Consider the following 17,085-nt stretch of genomic DNA (forward strand, 5'->3'; position numbering starts at 1 on the left):
CAGTTATGTCAACCACTGATCCTCTTCGGGGCAACGTAAGCGCCCCCGCGCGATGAGCCAAGGACCTGACCGGCGTGTCGCCGCCCGGAGCGGAGCGGGTCACGTCGGGCGGACCGGGCCCGGCCGCCACGCTGACCGGCGGCTCACCGGAAGGTCACCACGTCCGGCGCGCTGACGTCGATGGTGTCGGCTTTGCGACCCAGCAGCGCGGTTGCCACCCGGGCCTTGTCCGGGCCCCGGGTGGCGTCCCCCCAGACCACCGTCCGGTCGTCGCGCAGCCGCAGGTTGATCCGGGCCAGGCTCTCCACGGTCACGTCCACCAGCTCCGCCCGCAGCTGCGGGGTGAGCGCGGCGAGCACGTCCAGCGCGGCCCGGGTGCCCGGATCGTCCGGCCCCGGATCGGCGACCCGGACCAGGGGCAGCTCCGCCGGGCGCTGCGGCAGCGTCCGGAACACCACCCCGGCCGCGTCGACCACCAGGAACTCCTCATCCCGCGGCACCACCGCCACACCGGTGCGTTCGGTCACCCGGACCACCAACGCGTCCGGCCAGTCCCGGGACACGGTCACCCGCTCCACCGGGGGCAGCGCGCCGATCCGGCGCGCCACGTCGGCCAGGTCCACGGTGGCCAGCGGGGCGTCGTCGGGCACCTCGGCGGCGTCGCGTACCTCCACCGGCGTGACCAGGTCGGCGCCCTCGACGCGGACCTCGCGCACCCCGAACAGCCCGGTGCCGAGCAGGGTCCAGGCGACCAGCCCGGCCAGTGCCAGCACCCCGGCCGCCACCGCCCAGGGCAGCGCCGCGCGCATCCGCCGCCGCCGGGCCCGGGCCATGAACCGGCGGGTGGACGCCGGCACCGCGTCGCTGCCGGCCCGGACCAGCTGCCAGCGCCGGACCGGACCGCGCCGGCCGGCGCCACCGTCCGCGCCGCTGGTCCGCCCCCGGGCCGGGCCGGGACTCATCCCGCCGTGGGCGCCGTGCCGTCCGGGACCACCCCACCGATCGCGGGGGTGTCCACGGCCGGGCCGCCGCGCCGCGCCGCCAACTCCGCCAACAGCTGGTCGCCCATCAGCGAGATCGGCGGGGCGCCCATGGTCACCACCACGTCACCCGGCCGGGCCCGGCGGGCCACCTCCGCCGGCGCCGCCTCCCAGGAGTCGACGAAGACCTTCCGCTCCGCCGGCAGCGGCACCGCCTCGATCAGCGCCGCCGACCCCTCCCCCGGCTGGCGCAGCTCACCGGGGCCGAAGACCTCCAGCAGCACCAGCTCGTCGGCGATGGCCAACGCCTCGGCGATCTCCGCCTGCAGGTCCCGGGTGCGGTACAGCCGGTACGGCTGGAACACCACGATCAGCCGGCCGTCCCCGGCCACCTCGCGCAGCGTCCGCAGGGCCAGCGTCATCGAGGTGGGGTGGTAGGCGTACTCGTCGTAGACCAGCACGTCGTCCGCGACGCCCTTGCGCTCGAAGCGCCGCCGCACACCGGGGAAGACCGCCAGCGCGGCCTCGGCCGCCTCCAGCGGCAGCTCCAGCAGGTACGCGGCCAGCACCGCGGAGGCGCTGTTCAACCCCATGTGCCGGCCCGGCACCGGCAGCCGGAACTCGCCCAGCGACCGCCCGTCGATGCTGGCGAGGTAACGCGCGCCCCGGGCCGACGAGGCCATCTCGGTCAGCCGCAGATCGGCGTCGGCCGCCTCACCGTAGGTGTGTACCCGGCGCCCCTCGGCGCGCAGCGTCTCGGCCAGCCGCCGCCCGCCCGGGTCGTCGGCGCAGGTGATGATGAACCCGTCCGGGTCGGTGAGCCGGGCGAACTCGGCGAAGGCGGCCTCCAGGTTGGCCAGGTCGCCGTAGGTGTTCAGGTGGTCCGCCTCGATGTTGGTGATGATCGAGACGTACGGGCGGTAGATGAGGAAGGACCGGTCGCTCTCGTCCGCCTCCACCACGAAGTACTCGCCGGTGCCGTGGTGCGCGCCGGAGCCGACCTCGGAGATCTCCCCGCCGATCACGAAGGACGGGTCCGTACCGGCCTGCTGGAGCACCATGGTGACCATCGAGGTGGTGGTGGTCTTGCCGTGGGTGCCGGCGACCGCCACCGTCCGGCGACCGGTCATCGCCGCCGCCAGCGCCTCGGAGCGGTGCAGCACCCGCAGCCCGCGCCGGCGCGCCTCGACCAGTTCCAGGTGGTCCTGCGGGATGGCCGACGAGTAGACCACGGTGTCCACGCCGTCGAGGTTGCTCGCCTCGTGGCTCATGTGGATCGTGCCGCCGAGCGCGCGCAGGCCGGCCAGCGAGGGCCACTCGCGCAGCTCGCTGCCGGAGAGCGGGATGCCCCGGGTGAGGAAGAGCCGGGCCAGGCCGCTCATGCCGACGCCACCGACCCCGATCAGGTGGATGGTGCCCAGGTCCTCCGCGGTGAGCGTGCCGGCCGGGGTGAACTGCGCGGTGTTCATGACAGCTGCCTTCCAGTCGCGGTGCGCCACCTCATCGGGACACCGCCTCGTAGACGTAGTCGAGCAGCGCCTCGTCGCCGTCGCGCCGCCCGTACCCGGCCGCGGCGGCGCCCATCGCGGCGAGCCGGTGCGGGTCGCGGATCAGCGGGATCACCGTGCGCTCCAGCCAGTCCGGGGTCAGCTCGGCGTCGTCGACGAGCAGCCCGCCGCCGGCCTCCACCACGGGCAGCGCGTTGCGCTTCTGCTCCTGGTTGCTGTGCGGGTAGGGCACGTAGATGGTGGGCAGGCCGATCGCGGCCACCTCGGCGCAGGTCATCGCCCCGCCCCGGCCCAGCATCAGGTCGGCCGCGGCGTAGCCGAGCTCCATCTCGGACAGGTACGGCAGGGTCACGTACGGCACCGGCAGGTCGGTGGGGATCGGCACCGGCTCGTTGCGGGCGCCCATCACGTGCAGCACCTGCACCCCGTGCCGGGCCAGCTCCTTGGCCGCGCCGGCGACCGCGAGGTTGATCGACCGGGCGCCCTGCGAGCCACCGGCGACGAAGAGCACCGGCAGGTCGGGGCGGAGCCCGAAGTGCGCCCGGGCGGCGTTGCGCAGCGCGGCCCGGTCCAGCCCGGCGATGCGCTGGCGCAGCGGCACGCCGACCACCCTGGCGTCGCGCAGCGACTCGGCCTGCGCGGGCTGGTGCGGGAAACCGACCGCCACGTGCTTGGTGAACTTCATGCCGAGCCGGTTGGCCACGCCCGGCGGGACGTTCACCTCGTGGATCACGATCGGCAGCTCCCGGCGCCAGGCGGCCAGGTACGCCGGCACCGAGACGTAGCCCCCGAAGCCCACCACCACGTCGGCGCGCACCTCGTCGATCACCTTGCCCGCGGCGCGGGCCGCGGTCCACATCCGGCCCGGTGTCTTCACCAGGTTCATGTTGACCGACCGGGGCAGCTGGTAGGCGGGAATCTGGCGCAGGTCGTAGCCCTGCGGCGGAATCAGCTCGTTCTCCAGGCCCTTGGGTGTGCCGAGACAGGTGATCCGGACGCCGGGGTCGTGTCGGCGCAGGCAGTCGGCGAAGGCGAGCAGCGGGTAGATGTGCCCCCCGGTGCCACCTCCCGCGAGCACCACCGAACGCAGCGGACCCATCACCGTCTCCTCTCGTCCGCCGACCGGCCGCGGGTCCGGGTGGCCCGGACGCCACCGCGCGGTGCGGCCTGGTCGTCCTGCCGCCGCTCCCGCGCCCGGGGCACGGACCCTCGGGCGGCCGGCGGGGTCGCCGTCCGGCGGCGCCGCGCGGGAAGCGGTGGCAACGGGGCCCAGACTAGTCGGACCCATCGGGCCGGCGGACGGGCATGCAGTGCTCTGGCCGCGTCGGGTTCCGCCCGGGCGAAGGAGGCCAGCATGCCGACCGCGGCGAGCGTGACGACCAGGGCGCTGCCGCCGTCGGAGATGAACGGCAGCGGCAGGCCGGTGATCGGCAGCAGCCCGACCACGCCGCCCACGTTGATCACCGCCTGGCTGACCAGCCAGGTGGTGACCGCGGTGGCGGCGAGCCGGCGGAACGGGTCGTCCACCCGGCGGGCGATGCGCAGCCCGGTGTACGCCAGCACGGCGAACAGGATGAGCACCACCGCGCAGCCGACCACGCCGAGTTCCTCGGCGATGATCGCGAAGACGAAGTCGTTGTGCGCCTCCGGCAGCCAGTTCCACTTCAGGCTGCTCTTGCCGAGCCCGACGCCGAACCAGCCGCCGTGCTCGATCGCCAGCCGCCCCTGGAAGATCTGGTAGCAGCCCGCCAGCTTGCAGTCCTCCGGGGCCGGCGGGTTGAAGAACGACATCAGCCGGGCGAACCGGTAGTTCTCCTCCCCTCGCTCGCCGGAGCCGGCGCCGAGCGAGGCCACCGCGATCAGCAGGCCGACGCCGATCAGGCCGAACACCGACAGCGCGCCGAACACCCGCAGCCGGACCCCGGCCGCCCAGAGCAGCCCGACCACCAGCGCCAGCAGGCAGAGCATGGTGCCCAGGTCGTTGTAGCCGACCAGCACGAAGAGCAGCCCGACCATTGGGAACAGCGGGGTGGCCAGCTCGCGCCACCAGCCGAGCGCGGCACCCTTGCGGGCGATCACGTGCGCGCCCCAGAGCACCAGGGCGAACTTGGCCAGCTCGGAGGGCTGCACCTGGATGCCGCCGATGAACAGCCAGAGCAGTTTGGCCTCGATCGGGCCGATCCGGGCGGAGTCCTGGCCGGTCAGCCGGGCGTAGGCGAGCAGCAGGTTGAGCACCAGCAGCAGCCCGACGGCGGTGAAGAGCAGCGGCCGGCCCAGCGACCGGTAGGTGGTCGCGGGCAGCCGCTGGCAGGCCCAGAACGCGACGATGCCGATCACCGCGAAGATCGCCTGCTTGGTGAGCGAGGCGGAGGCGTTGCCGTTCTCGGCGTAGTCGCGCACGCTGGTCGCCGAGAAGACCATGGTCAGGCCGATCAGCAGCAGCAGCCCGGCGCTGGAGAGCAGCAGGTAGTAGGAGGCCAGTGGGCGGTCCAGCAGGCCACGCAGCGCGGCCAGCCCGCCGGCGGCGTCCAGGCCGCGCAGCGCCGCCGGCCCGCCCGGCTCGTCCGGCCCGCGGGTCGTTGCGGCCACCTCGGCGGTACGCGTACCGCCCGCCGCCGCGCGTGCCCTGGTCCCGGTCGTGCCCTCGGTTACTCGCGCCTCCCCCACCCCGACATCATCGCGGTTTCCGGGGCCGGCCACCCGCGCAACCGCCCCCTCGGCGTGTCGAATCCGCTCCCCTCGCCCGACCCGCCGATCTTGCACTTCGCGCCGCGGCAAGGGCCATGAAAGGGGCGTTCCAGGGGCCGGAACTGCAAGATCGACGGGGACGGGATGCGGGAGGGATCAGGTGACGGCGGCGAGGAACTCGCTGTAGAAGAGGCCGAGCGCGATGGCCACGCCGATCCCGGCAATGATCCAGAACCGCACCACGATGTTGACCTCGCTCCAGCCGGCGAGCTCGAAGTGGTGCTGCAACGGCGACATCCGGAACACCCGCTTGCCGGTGGTCCGGAACGAGATGATCTGGATGACCACCGACATCGTGATGATGACGAAGAGGCCGCCGATGATCGGCAGCAGCAGGATCGTGCGGGTGGACATCGCCATGCCGGCGATCAGCCCGCCGAGCCCGAGCGCGCCGGTGTCCCCCATGAAGATCCGCGCCGGTGAGGTGTTCCACCACAGGAAGCCCACACAGGCCCCGGCGGCGGCGCCGGCGATCAGCGCGATCTCCAGCGGGTCGCGGACGGTGTAGCAGTAGTCCTGGGTGTAGTTCGGGTCGGCGCACCAGTGCCGGTACTGCCAGAACGCGATCAGCGCGTACGCCGCGAGGACCATCACCGAGGCGCCGGTGGCCAGGCCGTCGAGGCCGTCGGTGAGGTTCACCCCGTTGGTCGCGGCCATCACCACGAAGATGAAGATGACCACCGCGCCGACCTTGCTGACGTCCAACGCCGGGATGTCCCGGATGAAGCTCAGCGTGGTGCTGCCGACGGTCTCGGTGTTGGTCACCGCGCCGGAGGCGTCGGTCATGGTGCTCGGGAAGTAGAGCGCCACCACCCCGAAGACCGCGCCGACCAGGATCTGGCCGAGCAGCTTGCCGCGCTTGTTCAAGCCGCCGCTGTGCCGCTTGCGGACCTTCAGGAAGTCGTCGATGAACCCGACCGCCCCGGAGAAGACCATCAGCCCCAGCAGCACCAGCGCGGTGATGGTCGGCTCGACCTGGGCGATCTGCTGGTCCGGCAGGGTGGTCAGGGCGAGGTGCCCGGCGACGTACGCGATGACCGTGGCCAGGATGAAGACCACGCCGCCCATCGTCGGCGTGCCCTTCTTGCCCTGGTGCATGGCCGGGCCCTCGGCCCGGATCGGCTGGCCGGCCTTGAGCCGGGTGAACACCTTGATCGCGATCGGGGTGCAGAAGAGCGAGATCAGGAAGGCGACCCCGACGGCGACGATCACCGCCCTCATGCGGTGCCACCCTCGGTCGCGACTGCGGGGCTCGCAAGCTCACTCCTCGCGCTCCCGGCGCTCTCCCCGGTCGCGTCCCCGGCGTCCGCGCGCAGCGCGTCGGCCACCTCCCAGGTGCGGTACCGGGAGCCCTTCACCAGGACGACGTCGCCCGGCCGTAGCTCGCCCCGCAGCACCTCGACGGCCGCCGCCTGATCGGTGAGCAGCACCGACTCTCCTCCCCAGTCACTTACCGATGTCGCGCCCTCGTGGATCGGCGCGGCCGGCTCGCCCACCACGAGCAGCCGGTCCACGCCCAGTTCGGCCGCGAGCCGGCCCACCTCGGCGTGCCCGTCGTGTTCGAACGGGCCCAGCTCGGCCATGTAGCCGAGCACCGCGAGGGTACGCCGGTCCCGTCCGATGCCGGCCAGCGCACGCAGCGCGACGGCCATCGAGGCGGGGTTGGCGTTGTACGAGTCGTCGATCACGGTCACCCCGTCGGGCCGCTCGAAGACGTCCATCCGGCGGGTGGAGACCATCCCCAGCTCGCCCAGCGCGATGGCCAGCTCGGTCAGCGGCATGCCCAGCTCGCGGGCCACCGCCGCGGCGGCGAGGGTGTTCGAAACCTGGTGCCGCCCGGTCAGCCCGAGCCGCACGGGGGCGTCCCCCTCCGGGGTCACCAGGGTGTACGCCGGCCGGCCGCGCTCGTCCAGCGTCACGTCGACGGCCCGGACGTCCGCGTGCGCCGCCTCGCCGTACCGGACCACCCGGGCGACGGTGCGCGTCGCCATCGCGTCCACCAGCGGGTCGTCGGCGTTGAGCACCGCCAGCCCGTCCGCCGGCAGCGCCTCGACCAACTCCCCCTTGGCCAGCGCGATGGTCTCCCGGGAGCCGAACTCGCCGATGTGCGCCACGCCGACGTTGAGCACCACGGAGATCCGCGGCGGCACCACGTCGCACAGGTAGCGCACGTGCCCCACCCCGCGGGCGCCCTTCTCCATCACCAGGTAGCGGGTGTCCGGCCCGGCCTGCAACGCCGTGTACGGGTGCCCCAGCTCGTTGTTGAACGAGCCGGGCGGGGCGACCGTCGGGCCGAGCCGCGCGGCGAGCTGGGCGATCAGGTCCTTGGTGGTGGTCTTGCCGGACGAACCGGTCAACCCGACCACGGTGAGCCCGGGCAGCCGGTCCACCACCGCGCGGGCCAGCCGGCCCATCGCGGTGAGCGCGTCACCGACCAGCACCATCGGCACGCCCGGCACCTCCCGGGTGCCGAGCACCGCCACCGCACCGGCCTCGACCGCCGCCGCGGCGTAGTCGTGCCCGTCCACCTTCTCGCCGGGGAAGGCGACGAAGAGCGCGCCGGCGGACACCTTGCGCGAGTCGAACTCGACCGGACCGGTGACCCGTACGTCGGGGTCGGCGGCCACCAGCCGGCCGTCCACCGCCGAGGCGACCTCGGCCAGGCTGAGCGGGATCACCGGTGACCCGCCAGGTCGCCGAACCGGGCGCGCAGCGCGTCGGCCAGCTCGGTCCGGTCGTCGAACGGGAGCACCTCGCCACCGACCTCCTGCCCGCGTTCGTGGCCCTTGCCGAGCACCGCGACCACGTCGCCCGGCTCGGCCAGCGCGACCGCCGCGTCGATGGCCGCCCGGCGGTCGCCGACCTCCTCGATCCGGGCCGCCGTGCCGGCCCCCCGGGCGCCGGCGAGCACCTCGGCGCGGATCGCCGCCGGGTCCTCGGTGCGCGGGTTGTCGTCGGTCACCAGCACCACGTCGGCTCCCTCCGCCGCGGCGGCGCCCATCACCGGCCGCTTGCCCCGGTCCCGGTCACCGCCGGCGCCGATCACGCAGATCAGCCGGCCCGCGCTGAGCTCCCGCAGGGCGGCCAGCGCGGCCACGATCGCGTCCGCCTTGTGCGCGTAGTCGACCACCCCGCGTACCGGGCCGTCGGCCACCAGTTCCAGCCGGCCGGGGACCCCGCCGCAGGCGGCCACCCCGGCGGCCGCGGTGGCCGGGTCCACCCCGGCGGCGACCAGCGTGGCGATGGCCAGCAGGGCGTTGGCGACGTTGTGCCGGCCGGGCAGCGCCACGCCGGTCGGCAGCGCCAGGCCGTCCGGGCCGTGCGCGGTGAAGTGCTGCGCGTACCCCTCGCCGCCGATGCCGTCGGCCCACCAGGTCGCGGCGGTGTCGCCGGCCGCCGAGTAGCTCACCGTGGCCGGCTTGAACAGCGGCCGCAGCGCCGGGTCGTCGTGGTTGAGCACCTCCACCGTGCACCGGCCGTCGAAGAGCTGCGCCTTCGCCGCGAAGTAGTCCGCCGCGTCGGCGTGGAAGTCCAGGTGGTCGGAGCCGAAGTTGGTGTAGCCGCCGACGGTGAACCGGACCCCGCCGACCCGGCCCATGGCCAGCGCGTGGCTGGACACCTCCATCACCACCGCGGTGACCCCGCGCTCGCGGGCGGCGGCCAGCATGGCGTGCAGGTCGGTGGCCTCCGGGGTGGTGCGCACGCTGTCGATCCGCAGGTCGCCGAGGCGGGTCTCCACGGTGCCGATCAGGCCGGTGGTGTGGCCGGCGGCGCGCAGCCCGGACTCGACCAGGTAGGCGGTGGAGGTCTTGCCGGCGGTACCGGTCACCCCGATCACGGTCAGCGCCTCGGTAGGGTCGCCGTAGACCGCGGAGGCCAGCGCGCCGAGCACGGCCCGCGGGTCGGGCACCACCAGCGCGGGCAGGCCGGCCTCGGCCGCCGCGGGCACGCCCGCCGGGTCGGTCAGCACGGCCACCGCGCCGGCCGCCGCCGCGCCGGCGGTGAACTCGGCGCCGTGCCGGCGGGCGCCGGGCAGCGCCGCGTACAGGTCGCCGGGGCGGACCTCCTGGCTGGCGTGCGTGATGCCGGTCACCACCGGGTCGGCGGCGTCGGCCGGAGGCTCCACGGCCAGCCGGGCGGCGAGATCGCCGAGCCGGGTGCCGATCACGGTACGGGGGCGAGGATTGCCGGGCACGGCGTCAGACCCTACCCGGTCGTCCGGTTCCGGCCGCACAGCCGCCCCGGTGGTTCGTCCGCACTCACCGATGATGTCCCGACATGCCTGGTCAGCGGGGATAGACCACGAACTTCGGGGCCTTGCCGGCGGCGGACGGCGGCACCCGGTAGTGGTGCAGGGTGAACTGCATCATCTCCCGGAACGCCGGGGCGGCGATGTCCCCGCCCCCGCCCGACGGGGTGTGCGCGAACACCGCGATCACGTACCGGGGCTGCTCGGCCGGGGCCATCCCGATGAACGAGGCCACCTCGCCGGGCTGCTTCTCCCCGTTGACCAGCCGCCCGCCGGTGCCGGTCTTGCCGGCGACCCGGTAACCGGGGATCGCCGCCGCGGTGCCGGTGGCCCCGTCGACGGTGGTCACCGCCTCCAGGATGGTGCGCAGCGCGGCCGCGTTCTCCGGGCTGAGCACCGACCGGGTGACCGGCGCCTTGCCCGGCGTGCGCTTGCCGTCCGGCCCGATCACCTCCTTGATCAGATGCGGCTGGACGTAGGTGCCGTTGTTGGCGATCGCCGCGTACGCGGCGGCCATCTGCAGCGGGGTGGCGTCCACGCTGTGCCCGATCGGCACCGACCCGTACGACGAGCCGCTCCACTCGTCGGCGGGCAGCAGCCGGCCGCTCGCCTCGCCGGGCATGCCCACCCCGGTGGCCTGGCCGAGCCCGAACCGGCGCTGGTAGTCGATGAGCCGGTCCCGGCCGAGCTTGTCGGCGATCTCGATGGTGCCGACGTTCGACGAGTACGCCATCATCCCGGGCAGGCTCATCCGCCGCCCGTTGGCCGGGTGGGTGTCGGAGAACCAGGTGTCGCCCATCTTGATGCTGTTAGCGATCGGCAGCGTGGTGTCGGGGGTGATCACCCCCTCCTGCAACGCCGCGCCGAAGGTGATCGCCTTGTGCACCGAGCCCGGGTCCACCACGAAGCTGGTGGCCGCGTCCTCCCGGTCGGCCGGGTCGCTCGGCAGGGGCTTCGCGGCGTTGTAGGTCGGGTGGCTGGCCTGGGCCAGCACCTCCCCGGTGGCCACCTCGATCACCACCGCGGCGCCGGTGCTGCCCTTGCTCTGCGCCATCGCCTCGCTGAGGATCCGCTGCACCTTGAACTGCAGGTCACGGTCGATGGTGAGGCAGAGCGAACTGCCCGGCTGGGGCGGGGTGGTGCGGCTGTAGCCGCCCGGGATCGGGGCGGCCAGGTCGTCCCGCCCGACCTCGTAGACCCGCTTGCCGTCCTCGCCGTGCAGCAGGTCGTCGTAGCGGGCTTCCAGCCCCTCCAGCCCGTTCATGTCCTGGCTGGTGAAGCCGATCAGGTTGGCCGCCAGGTCGCCGCCGGGCACCTCGCGCCGCTCGTCGCGGTGGGTGTTGATGCCGGGCAGCTTGAGCTCCATGATCTGCCGGGCCTTCTCGATCTCCACCCCGCGGGCCAGGTACTCGAACTGCGACCAGACCCCGTCCGGGCGCTTGCGCGGGGCCATCCGCCCGGCCAGCTCGGAGGCGGGGATGCCGAGCAGCGGCGAGAGCGCCTTCGCGGTGGCCTGCGGGTCCTTGATCTGGGTCGGGTCGGCGTAGACGTACCGCGCCTCGACGCTGTGCGCCAACTCGGCGCCGTCCCGGTCGTAGATCGCGCCCCGCGGCGCGGGCAGGGTGACCGTCCGGGTCCGGTCGGCGACGCCGCCGCCCGCGTACGCCGGGGTCTCCACCGCCTGGAGGTAGACCAGCCGGATGCCGATGGTGGCGAAGAGCGCCAGGGTCAGCACGGTGCCCAGCCGCAGCCGGCGGCCCGGGTCGGCCAGCTTCGGCGGGCGGCGCGGCTTGCGCGCCGGCCGCCGGGCGGCCGCCCGGTCCGGCCGGCGCGGGGTACGCGGCGTGGTGCGCCGGCGGGGCGCCGAAGGCGGCTCGTCGTCCCTGGGTACGCGCGGGGCGCGCGGCGTGACGGTGCGGACGACACCCGACCGGCCGCCGGCCGCGTCCCGCCGGCCGGCCCGGGTGGCCCCGGTCCGGCCGCCGTCGAGCACCTGCAGAGCGGGCCGGAACGGGTCGCCGGAGCGGGTGCTGCGCGGGGTGCGGCGCTGCTCCGGCCGGCCGGCCCGCTCCTCCCGGTCGGCCCGGGCAGCCCCTTCCCGGATGGTGCGCCCCCGGGGGGTGTACGCCCGGGCGTCGGAGATGCCGCCGACGCCCGGCTCGGCCGTACGGTCGGTGCCCCGGCCACCGTTGCCACGCGACGAGCCGCGCCGGGAGCCCGTGGCGTCCCGGCGCGGTTCGTCCGATCTCGGGGGCACCGTCCTAGCCCCCCGAGCCCTGCTGGCTGGTGATCGACGGCTCGCCGTCGGCCGGCTGCGGCACGCCGATCAGCTGGCCGTCCGGCAGCCGGATGTACGCCGGCTCGCCGGCCTCGACCAGGCCGAGCCCCTTGGCCGCGGCCTCCAGATTGCCCGGCGCCTCCGCGTCGGCGATCTGCTTCTTCAGCTGCTGCTGCTCCAGGTCGAGCTGGGCCTGCTGCTGCTGCAGCCGCTCCAGCCGGAAGGCGTTCTCGTTGATCTTCGTGTTGACCAGCAGGATGCCGAGCACCCCGCCGACCACCAGCACCACGATCAGCGCCGCGAACGGCGCCCGCGGCACCCGCACCGGCGGCGGCGGCGCCACCCGCAGCCGCGGCGGCCGGGCCGCCGTGGCGGTGGCCCGCTCCGCCGGCCGGAGCGCGGCGCTGCCCTGGGTCGGGAACTCGCGCGCCCCCCGGGCGCGAGTCTCCCCCAGCCGGCTCACCCGCTCCGTGCCCGGAGCGCCGGTGCCGACGCGCGTGGCCCGCTCCGCCGCGGTCCGGCCCCCCGACCGCGGTGCGCGCTGCCCGCCGCCGGTCACGTCCCGGCGGTCGCGCTTGTCTATGCTCATGTCCCTCCCCCTCTACGTCCGTCCCTGTCCCGTCCCCCGGGGCCCACCACGGTTCCCGCGGTCGATCCCGTTCCCGGTTGGTGCATCGCCTTGACGCGGCGGCGGGACCGTTCGCGGTCGGTCCGCCCCTGCTGCTCGGCGTTCGGGTCGATCCGCTCCGCGGCCCGCAACCGCACCGAAGCGGCGCGCGGGTTCGCGGCGACCTCCACCTCCCCCGGCAGTTCGGCGCCCCGGCTGAGCAGCCGGAACGTCGGACCGGACCCGGGGAGTTCGACCGGGAGGTCGATCGGGCCCTTGCTGCGCACCCGCTCGGCGAGCGCCGCCTTGGTGAGCCGGTCCTCCAGCGAGTGGTAGGACAGGACCACCATGCGGCCGCCCACGTTGAGCCGGTCGAGCGCGGCCGGCAGCGCCGTCTCCAGCGCCGCCAGTTCCCTGTTTACCTCGATCCGCAAAGCCTGAAACGTTCTCTTTGCCGGGTGTCCACCGGTTCGTCGGGCTGGTGCCGGAATGGACTCCCTGACCAGCTCCGCCAGCCGAGCCGACGAGGTGATCGGCGCCCGCTCCCGCTCGCGGATGATCGCCGAGGCGATCCGGCCGGCGAACTTCTCCTCGCCGTAGACCCGCAGCACCCGGGCCAGGTCCGGGTGGGAGTAGGTGTTGACCACCTCCTCGGCGGTCACCCCCCGGGTCTGGTCCATCCGCATGTCCAGCGGCGCGTCCTGCGCGTACGCGAACCCGCGGTCGGGCGCGTCGAGCTGCAGCGACGAGACCCCCAGGTCGAACAGGATCCCGTCGATGCCCGGGTAGCCCAGCCGGTCGAGCACCTCGGGCAGCTCGTCGTAGACGGCGTGTTCCAGGTGGACCCGGTCGGCGAACCGGGCCAGCCGGACGCGCGCGTGGGCGAGCGCCTCGGTGTCCCGGTCCAGGCCGATCAGCACCGTCTCCGGATGCGCCTGCAGCACCGCCTCGGCGTGGCCGGCCAGACCCAGCGTCGCGTCGACGTGGACCGTCCGTCCGCCCCGGCCCAGCGCGGGGGCGAGCAACTCGAGACACCGCTCGAGCAGCACCGGCACGTGCGTGCCGCGTAGCTCCCCCATGTCGACCCCCACTGGTTGGTTACCGGTTCTTCCGTCCGCGTCCTGTCGTCGGACGACGCCGTGCCGTCGTACCGCCAGATCCCCATCCGCTCCCGCCCGCCGGAGGCCGCGGCCCTCCCACTGGATCGTGCGCCTGGCACCGGGGAAGGGGTGCCAGGAACTCGAAAGCGGCTGGAGATCTCGCAGTACGTCGGGCGCCGTCACGCCCTACAGTCCGCCGGGCAGCACCCCCTCCTCGATGTCGGCGAAGTCGTCTTCGCTCTCGGCGAGGTAGCTCTCCCAGGCGGCCTTGTCCCAGATCTCCACCCGGGTGCTCGCGCCGATCACCACCAGGTCCCGGTCGAGCGCGGCGTACTCCCGCAGGTGGGCCGGGATGGTCACCCGGCCCTGCTTGTCGGGCACCTCGTCGTGGGCGCTGGCGAAGAAGACCCGGCTGTAGGCCCGGGCCGCCTTGCTGGTCATCGGCTGCGCGCGCAACTGCTCCGCGATCCGCTGGAACTCGGGCATCGGGAAGACGTAGAGGCAGCGCTCCTGCCCTTTGGTGATCACGACACCCCCCGCCAGCTCATCCCGGAACTTCGCCGGAAGGATCAACCGGCCTTTGTCGTCCAGGCGTGGGGTGTGGGTGCCGAGGAACATCGGCCCAACCCCCTCGCCCTTGAGCGGCGTTCGCGGCGCCGCTGACCCCCCGGGCCGGTGGGCCCTCCCGGCCTCACCATTGGGCCCCACTCTACTCCACTTCCCTCCACCTGCAACCAGAAACGCCCGCGTGGCGCGCCCGACCCGCAGGCAAAACCGCACGTCAGAAGGGGTGGAGCGGAGTGGAGGGGGAAAGGGGCTCACCGGCCGCGTCCGCTTTCCGACATAGATCGACTCCATCCGGCTGAGCGCGATCCGTCCCACCCGCCGGGTCACCCCGGCCGAACGGTTCGCCCTCGGCGGCGATCTGGCGGGGGCGCCGGTCCGGTAACCTCGCTCGCGTGACGGACGCGAAGATGCCCCTGCGGGCGAAGGTGGCCAGCTCCGTGTCCCGGACGGCCGCGGCGCTGTCGCGGGCCGCTGGCCGGGGCGACGGCTCGGTGATCGGCGGCTGGATCGGCCTGAAGATCGACCCCGACCTGCTCGCGCACCTCTCGGCCGGGCGCGCCATCGCGCTCATCTCCGGCACCAACGGCAAGACCACCACCACCCGGCTCGCCGCCGCGGCGGTCGGCGTGCTGGGCCGGGTCGCCACCAACTCCTTCGGCGCCAACATGCCCACCGGGCACACCTCCGCGCTGGCCAAGGCCGGCAGCACCCCGTACGCGGTGCTGGAGGTGGACGAGCACTACCTCGCGCAGGTGCTGGAGGCCACCGAGCCGCACGTGGTGGCGCTGCTGAACCTCTCCCGCGACCAGCTCGACCGGGCCAAGGAGGTCGCCATGATGGCGCAGCTCTGGCGGGCCGCCCTGGTCAAGCACCCCGACGTGCGGGTGGTCGCCAACGCCGACGACCCGATGGTGGTGTGGGCCGCGTCCCCGCCGCCCAACCACGACCACCGGATCAAGCCGCCGCAGGTCACCTGGTTCAGCGCCGGGCAGCGGTGGCACGACGACTCCTGGGTCTGCCCCGAGTGCGGCTCGACCATCCAGCGCTCGGGCGAGCAGTGGTGGTGCAGCGGCTGCCCGCTGCGCCGGCCGGAACCGCAGTGGACGGTTGAGGACGACGGCGTGGTCGACCCGACCGGCGCCTGGCACAAGGTCAAGCTCCAGTTGCCCGGCAAGGTCAACATCGGCAACGCGGCCACCGCGCTGGCCGTCGCCGCCGAGTTCGGCGTCCGCCCGGTCGACGCGGTGCTCCAGCTGGGCACGGTCGCCTCGGTCGCCGGCCGCTACGCGCAGGTGGAGCGGGACGGGCGCAACATCCGGCTGCTGCTGGCCAAGAACCCGGCCAGCTGGCTGGAGGCGTTCGACATGGCCGACGAGGCGCCGACACTGCTGTCGATCAACGCTCGCGACCCCGACGGGCTGGACACCTCATGGCTGTTCGACGTCGACTTCTCCCCGCTGCGTGGCCGGCAGGTGCTGATCACCGGCGACCGGGCGTACGACCTGGCCGTGCGGCTGGACGTCAACCAGGTGCCCTTCCAGCACGTGCGGACGTTCGACGAGGCCGTCCGGACGGCGCCACCGGGGCGGCTGGAGGTCATCGCGAACTACACCGCGTTCCAGGACATCCGAGCGGAGTTGGACCGTGTCAACTGAGAGCCTGCGCATCGTCTGGGTCTACCCCGACCTGCTCTCCACCTACGGCGACCGGGGCAACGCGCTGATCCTGGCCCACCGCGCCCGCCAGCGCCGGATGCCGGTCGAGGTGCTGGAGGTCCGCTCCGACGAGCGGCTGCCCACCACCGCCGACATCTACCTCATCGGCGGCGGCGAGGACGGCCCGCAGGCGCTCGGCGCGCAGCGGCTGACCGCCGACGGCGGCCTGCACCGGGCGGTCGCCCAGGGGGCGGTGGTGTTCGGTGTCTGCGCCGGCTACCAACTGCTCGGCACCTCGTTCTTTGCCAAGGGCACCCAGTACCGCGGCCTGGAGCTGCTCGACCTCTCCTCCGACCGGGGCCCGACCCGGGCCGTCGGCGAACTGGCCGGCGACATCGACCCCCGGCTCGGCCTGCCCCCGCTGAGCGGGTTCGAGAACCACGGCGGGCGCACCCACCTCGGTCCGGAGGTCGCCCCGCTGGCCCGGGTGACCGCCGGCATCGGCAACGACGGCGCCACCGAGGGCGCCTGGCGGGGCAAGCTGCTCGGCACCTACTCGCACGGTCCGGCGCTGGCCCGCAACCCCGCCCTGGCCGACCTGCTGCTGCGCTGGGCCGCCGGCGTGCACCAGCTGCCGCCGCTGGACGACACCTGGTCCGACCGGCTCCGGTCCGAGCGCCGCGCCGCGGTGGCCGCCGCCCGGGCATGATCCGCGCTGTCCGGCGGCTGCGGGGGCAGCCGTCGGCCGTCCGGTTTCTCCTGCTGCTGCTCCTGCTCGCCGGGTTCGGGGCGCTGCTGCTGGTGGCGCCCCGCCCGGAGGTCGCCGAGCTGCCGCGGCTGGCCGACCGGCTCGGCACGGCGGCCCCGGTCGCGGCGATCCTCGGCGGGGCGCTGCTGCTGGTGGCGCTCGTGCCGCGGACCTTCATCACGCTCGCCGCCGGGGCGATCTTCGGCCCCCTCGAGGGCGCCGGGTACGCCCTGTGCGCCGCGCTGCTGGCCGCGGCGCTCGGCTTCGCCGTCGGCCGGCTGCTCGGCCGGGAGTTCGTCGCCGAGCGGGTCCGCGGCCGGCTGGCCCGGCTGGATCACTGGTTCGCCCGGCAGAGCGTGCTCGGGGTGGTCACTGTCCGGCTGCTGCCGATCGCCGGGTTCGGGCTGGTCAGCTACGGCTACGGCACCACCGGCGCCCGGGTGCTGCCGTTCCTCGCCGGCAGCGTGCTCGCCTCCGCCCCGACCGCCTTCGGCTACGCCGCCGTGGGCGCGGCGGTCGCCTCTCCCGGCGACGTCAACTGGTTCGCCGCCACCCCCGCCGCGCTCGGCCTGGTCGCCAGCGTGGTGCTGATCCGCGGCTGGTGGCGCGCCGAGCGGCAGCGCCGCCCGGGTCTGAGCTGACCCC

General features: G+C 74.3%; 13 protein-coding genes and 1 pseudogene. 3 read left to right on the plus strand and 11 right to left on the minus strand.

What is annotated here, in order from left to right; translation table 11 throughout:
• Positions 1–143: 143 nt before the first annotated feature.
• The 11 genes and pseudogenes from FHX32_RS00730 to mraZ form a co-directional block, all read right to left on the minus strand.
• Positions 144–962 (minus strand): cell division protein FtsQ/DivIB, encoded by an 819-nt coding sequence (locus FHX32_RS00730; protein WP_167178526.1) that lies wholly within the window; start codon positions 960–962, stop codon positions 144–146.
• Positions 959–2,449 (minus strand): UDP-N-acetylmuramate--L-alanine ligase, encoded by a 1,491-nt coding sequence (gene murC / locus FHX32_RS00735; RefSeq protein ID WP_167178528.1) that lies wholly within the window; start codon positions 2,447–2,449, stop codon positions 959–961. The genes FHX32_RS00730 and murC overlap by 4 nt, the downstream gene beginning before the upstream one ends.
• Positions 2,450–2,480: 31 nt before the next feature.
• Positions 2,481–3,587 carry an undecaprenyldiphospho-muramoylpentapeptide beta-N-acetylglucosaminyltransferase gene (gene murG, locus FHX32_RS00740; RefSeq protein ID WP_167178530.1) on the minus strand — a complete coding sequence of 369 codons (1,107 nt, stop codon included), beginning with the start codon at positions 3,585–3,587 and terminating at the stop codon, positions 2,481–2,483.
• Positions 3,587–5,002 (minus strand): FtsW/RodA/SpoVE family cell cycle protein, encoded by a 1,416-nt coding sequence (locus FHX32_RS00745; protein ID WP_167182026.1) that lies wholly within the window; start codon positions 5,000–5,002, stop codon positions 3,587–3,589. The genes murG and FHX32_RS00745 overlap by 1 nt, the downstream gene beginning before the upstream one ends.
• Before the next feature lie 330 nt (positions 5,003–5,332).
• A complete protein-coding gene (gene mraY, locus FHX32_RS00750; RefSeq protein WP_167178532.1) occupies positions 5,333–6,457 on the minus strand; it encodes a phospho-N-acetylmuramoyl-pentapeptide-transferase in 1,125 nt (374 codons plus the stop codon).
• Positions 6,454–7,914, minus strand: a complete 1,461-nt coding sequence (locus FHX32_RS00755; protein WP_167178534.1) for a UDP-N-acetylmuramoyl-tripeptide--D-alanyl-D-alanine ligase — start codon at positions 7,912–7,914, stop codon at positions 6,454–6,456. Before FHX32_RS00755 ends, mraY begins: the two co-directional genes overlap by 4 nt.
• Entirely contained in the window at positions 7,911–9,470 is a 1,560-nt protein-coding gene (locus FHX32_RS00760) for a UDP-N-acetylmuramoyl-L-alanyl-D-glutamate--2,6-diaminopimelate ligase (protein ID WP_167178536.1), read from the minus strand. Before FHX32_RS00760 ends, FHX32_RS00755 begins: the two co-directional genes overlap by 4 nt.
• 52 nt (positions 9,471–9,522) lie before the next feature.
• Positions 9,523–11,742 (minus strand): peptidoglycan D,D-transpeptidase FtsI family protein, encoded by a 2,220-nt coding sequence (locus tag FHX32_RS00765; protein ID WP_167178538.1) that lies wholly within the window; start codon positions 11,740–11,742, stop codon positions 9,523–9,525.
• A 4-nt stretch (positions 11,743–11,746) separates the two neighbouring features.
• Entirely contained in the window at positions 11,747–12,352 is a 606-nt protein-coding gene (gene ftsL, locus FHX32_RS00770) for a cell division protein FtsL (RefSeq protein ID WP_088992759.1), read from the minus strand.
• A pseudogene (gene rsmH, locus FHX32_RS00775) lies at positions 12,348–13,449 on the minus strand (16S rRNA (cytosine(1402)-N(4))-methyltransferase RsmH); the annotation flags it as partial. The pseudogene rsmH and the gene ftsL, both read right to left, overlap by 5 nt.
• Before the next feature lie 207 nt (positions 13,450–13,656).
• Positions 13,657–14,088 carry a division/cell wall cluster transcriptional repressor MraZ gene (mraZ, locus tag FHX32_RS00780; RefSeq protein WP_167178540.1) on the minus strand — a complete coding sequence of 144 codons (432 nt, stop codon included), beginning with the start codon at positions 14,086–14,088 and terminating at the stop codon, positions 13,657–13,659.
• A gap of 356 nt (positions 14,089–14,444) precedes the next feature.
• Between mraZ and FHX32_RS00785 the strand changes: the two genes are divergently transcribed.
• From FHX32_RS00785 to FHX32_RS00795, 3 genes are read left to right on the plus strand one after another with little or no spacing between them, the layout of a single operon-like run.
• Positions 14,445–15,692 carry a MurT ligase domain-containing protein gene (locus tag FHX32_RS00785; protein ID WP_167182028.1) on the plus strand — a complete coding sequence of 416 codons (1,248 nt, stop codon included), beginning with the start codon at positions 14,445–14,447 and terminating at the stop codon, positions 15,690–15,692.
• The gene (locus FHX32_RS00790) at positions 15,682–16,401 is read left to right on the plus strand and encodes a type 1 glutamine amidotransferase family protein (RefSeq protein ID WP_167178542.1); all 720 of its coding nucleotides are present in this window, start codon (positions 15,682–15,684) and stop codon (positions 16,399–16,401) included. Before FHX32_RS00785 ends, FHX32_RS00790 begins: the two co-directional genes overlap by 11 nt.
• A complete protein-coding gene (locus tag FHX32_RS00795) occupies positions 16,398–17,081 on the plus strand; it encodes a VTT domain-containing protein (RefSeq protein WP_167178544.1) in 684 nt (227 codons plus the stop codon). Before FHX32_RS00790 ends, FHX32_RS00795 begins: the two co-directional genes overlap by 4 nt.
• Positions 17,082–17,085 lie beyond the last annotated feature (4 nt).

Source organism: Micromonospora sp. CNZ280 (assembly GCF_011759515.1).

Bases quoted from the DNA above. Each gene is read 5' to 3' on its own strand.
- ftsL (WP_088992759.1), bottom strand. From the start codon at position 12,352: ATGAGCATAGACAAGCGCGACCGCCGGGACGTGACCGGCGGCGGGCAG.
- mraY (WP_167178532.1), bottom strand. From the start codon at position 6,457: ATGAGGGCGGTGATCGTCGCCGTCGGGGTCGCCTTCCTGATCTCGCTC.
- murG (WP_167178530.1), bottom strand. From the start codon at position 3,587: ATGGGTCCGCTGCGTTCGGTGGTGCTCGCGGGAGGTGGCACCGGGGGG.
- FHX32_RS00785 (WP_167182028.1), top strand. From the start codon at position 14,445: ATGCCCCTGCGGGCGAAGGTGGCCAGCTCCGTGTCCCGGACGGCCGCG.
- FHX32_RS00795 (WP_167178544.1), top strand. From the start codon at position 16,398: ATGATCCGCGCTGTCCGGCGGCTGCGGGGGCAGCCGTCGGCCGTCCGG.
- murC (WP_167178528.1), bottom strand. From the start codon at position 2,449: ATGAACACCGCGCAGTTCACCCCGGCCGGCACGCTCACCGCGGAGGAC.
- FHX32_RS00730 (WP_167178526.1), bottom strand. From the start codon at position 962: ATGAGTCCCGGCCCGGCCCGGGGGCGGACCAGCGGCGCGGACGGTGGC.
- mraZ (WP_167178540.1), bottom strand. From the start codon at position 14,088: ATGTTCCTCGGCACCCACACCCCACGCCTGGACGACAAAGGCCGGTTG.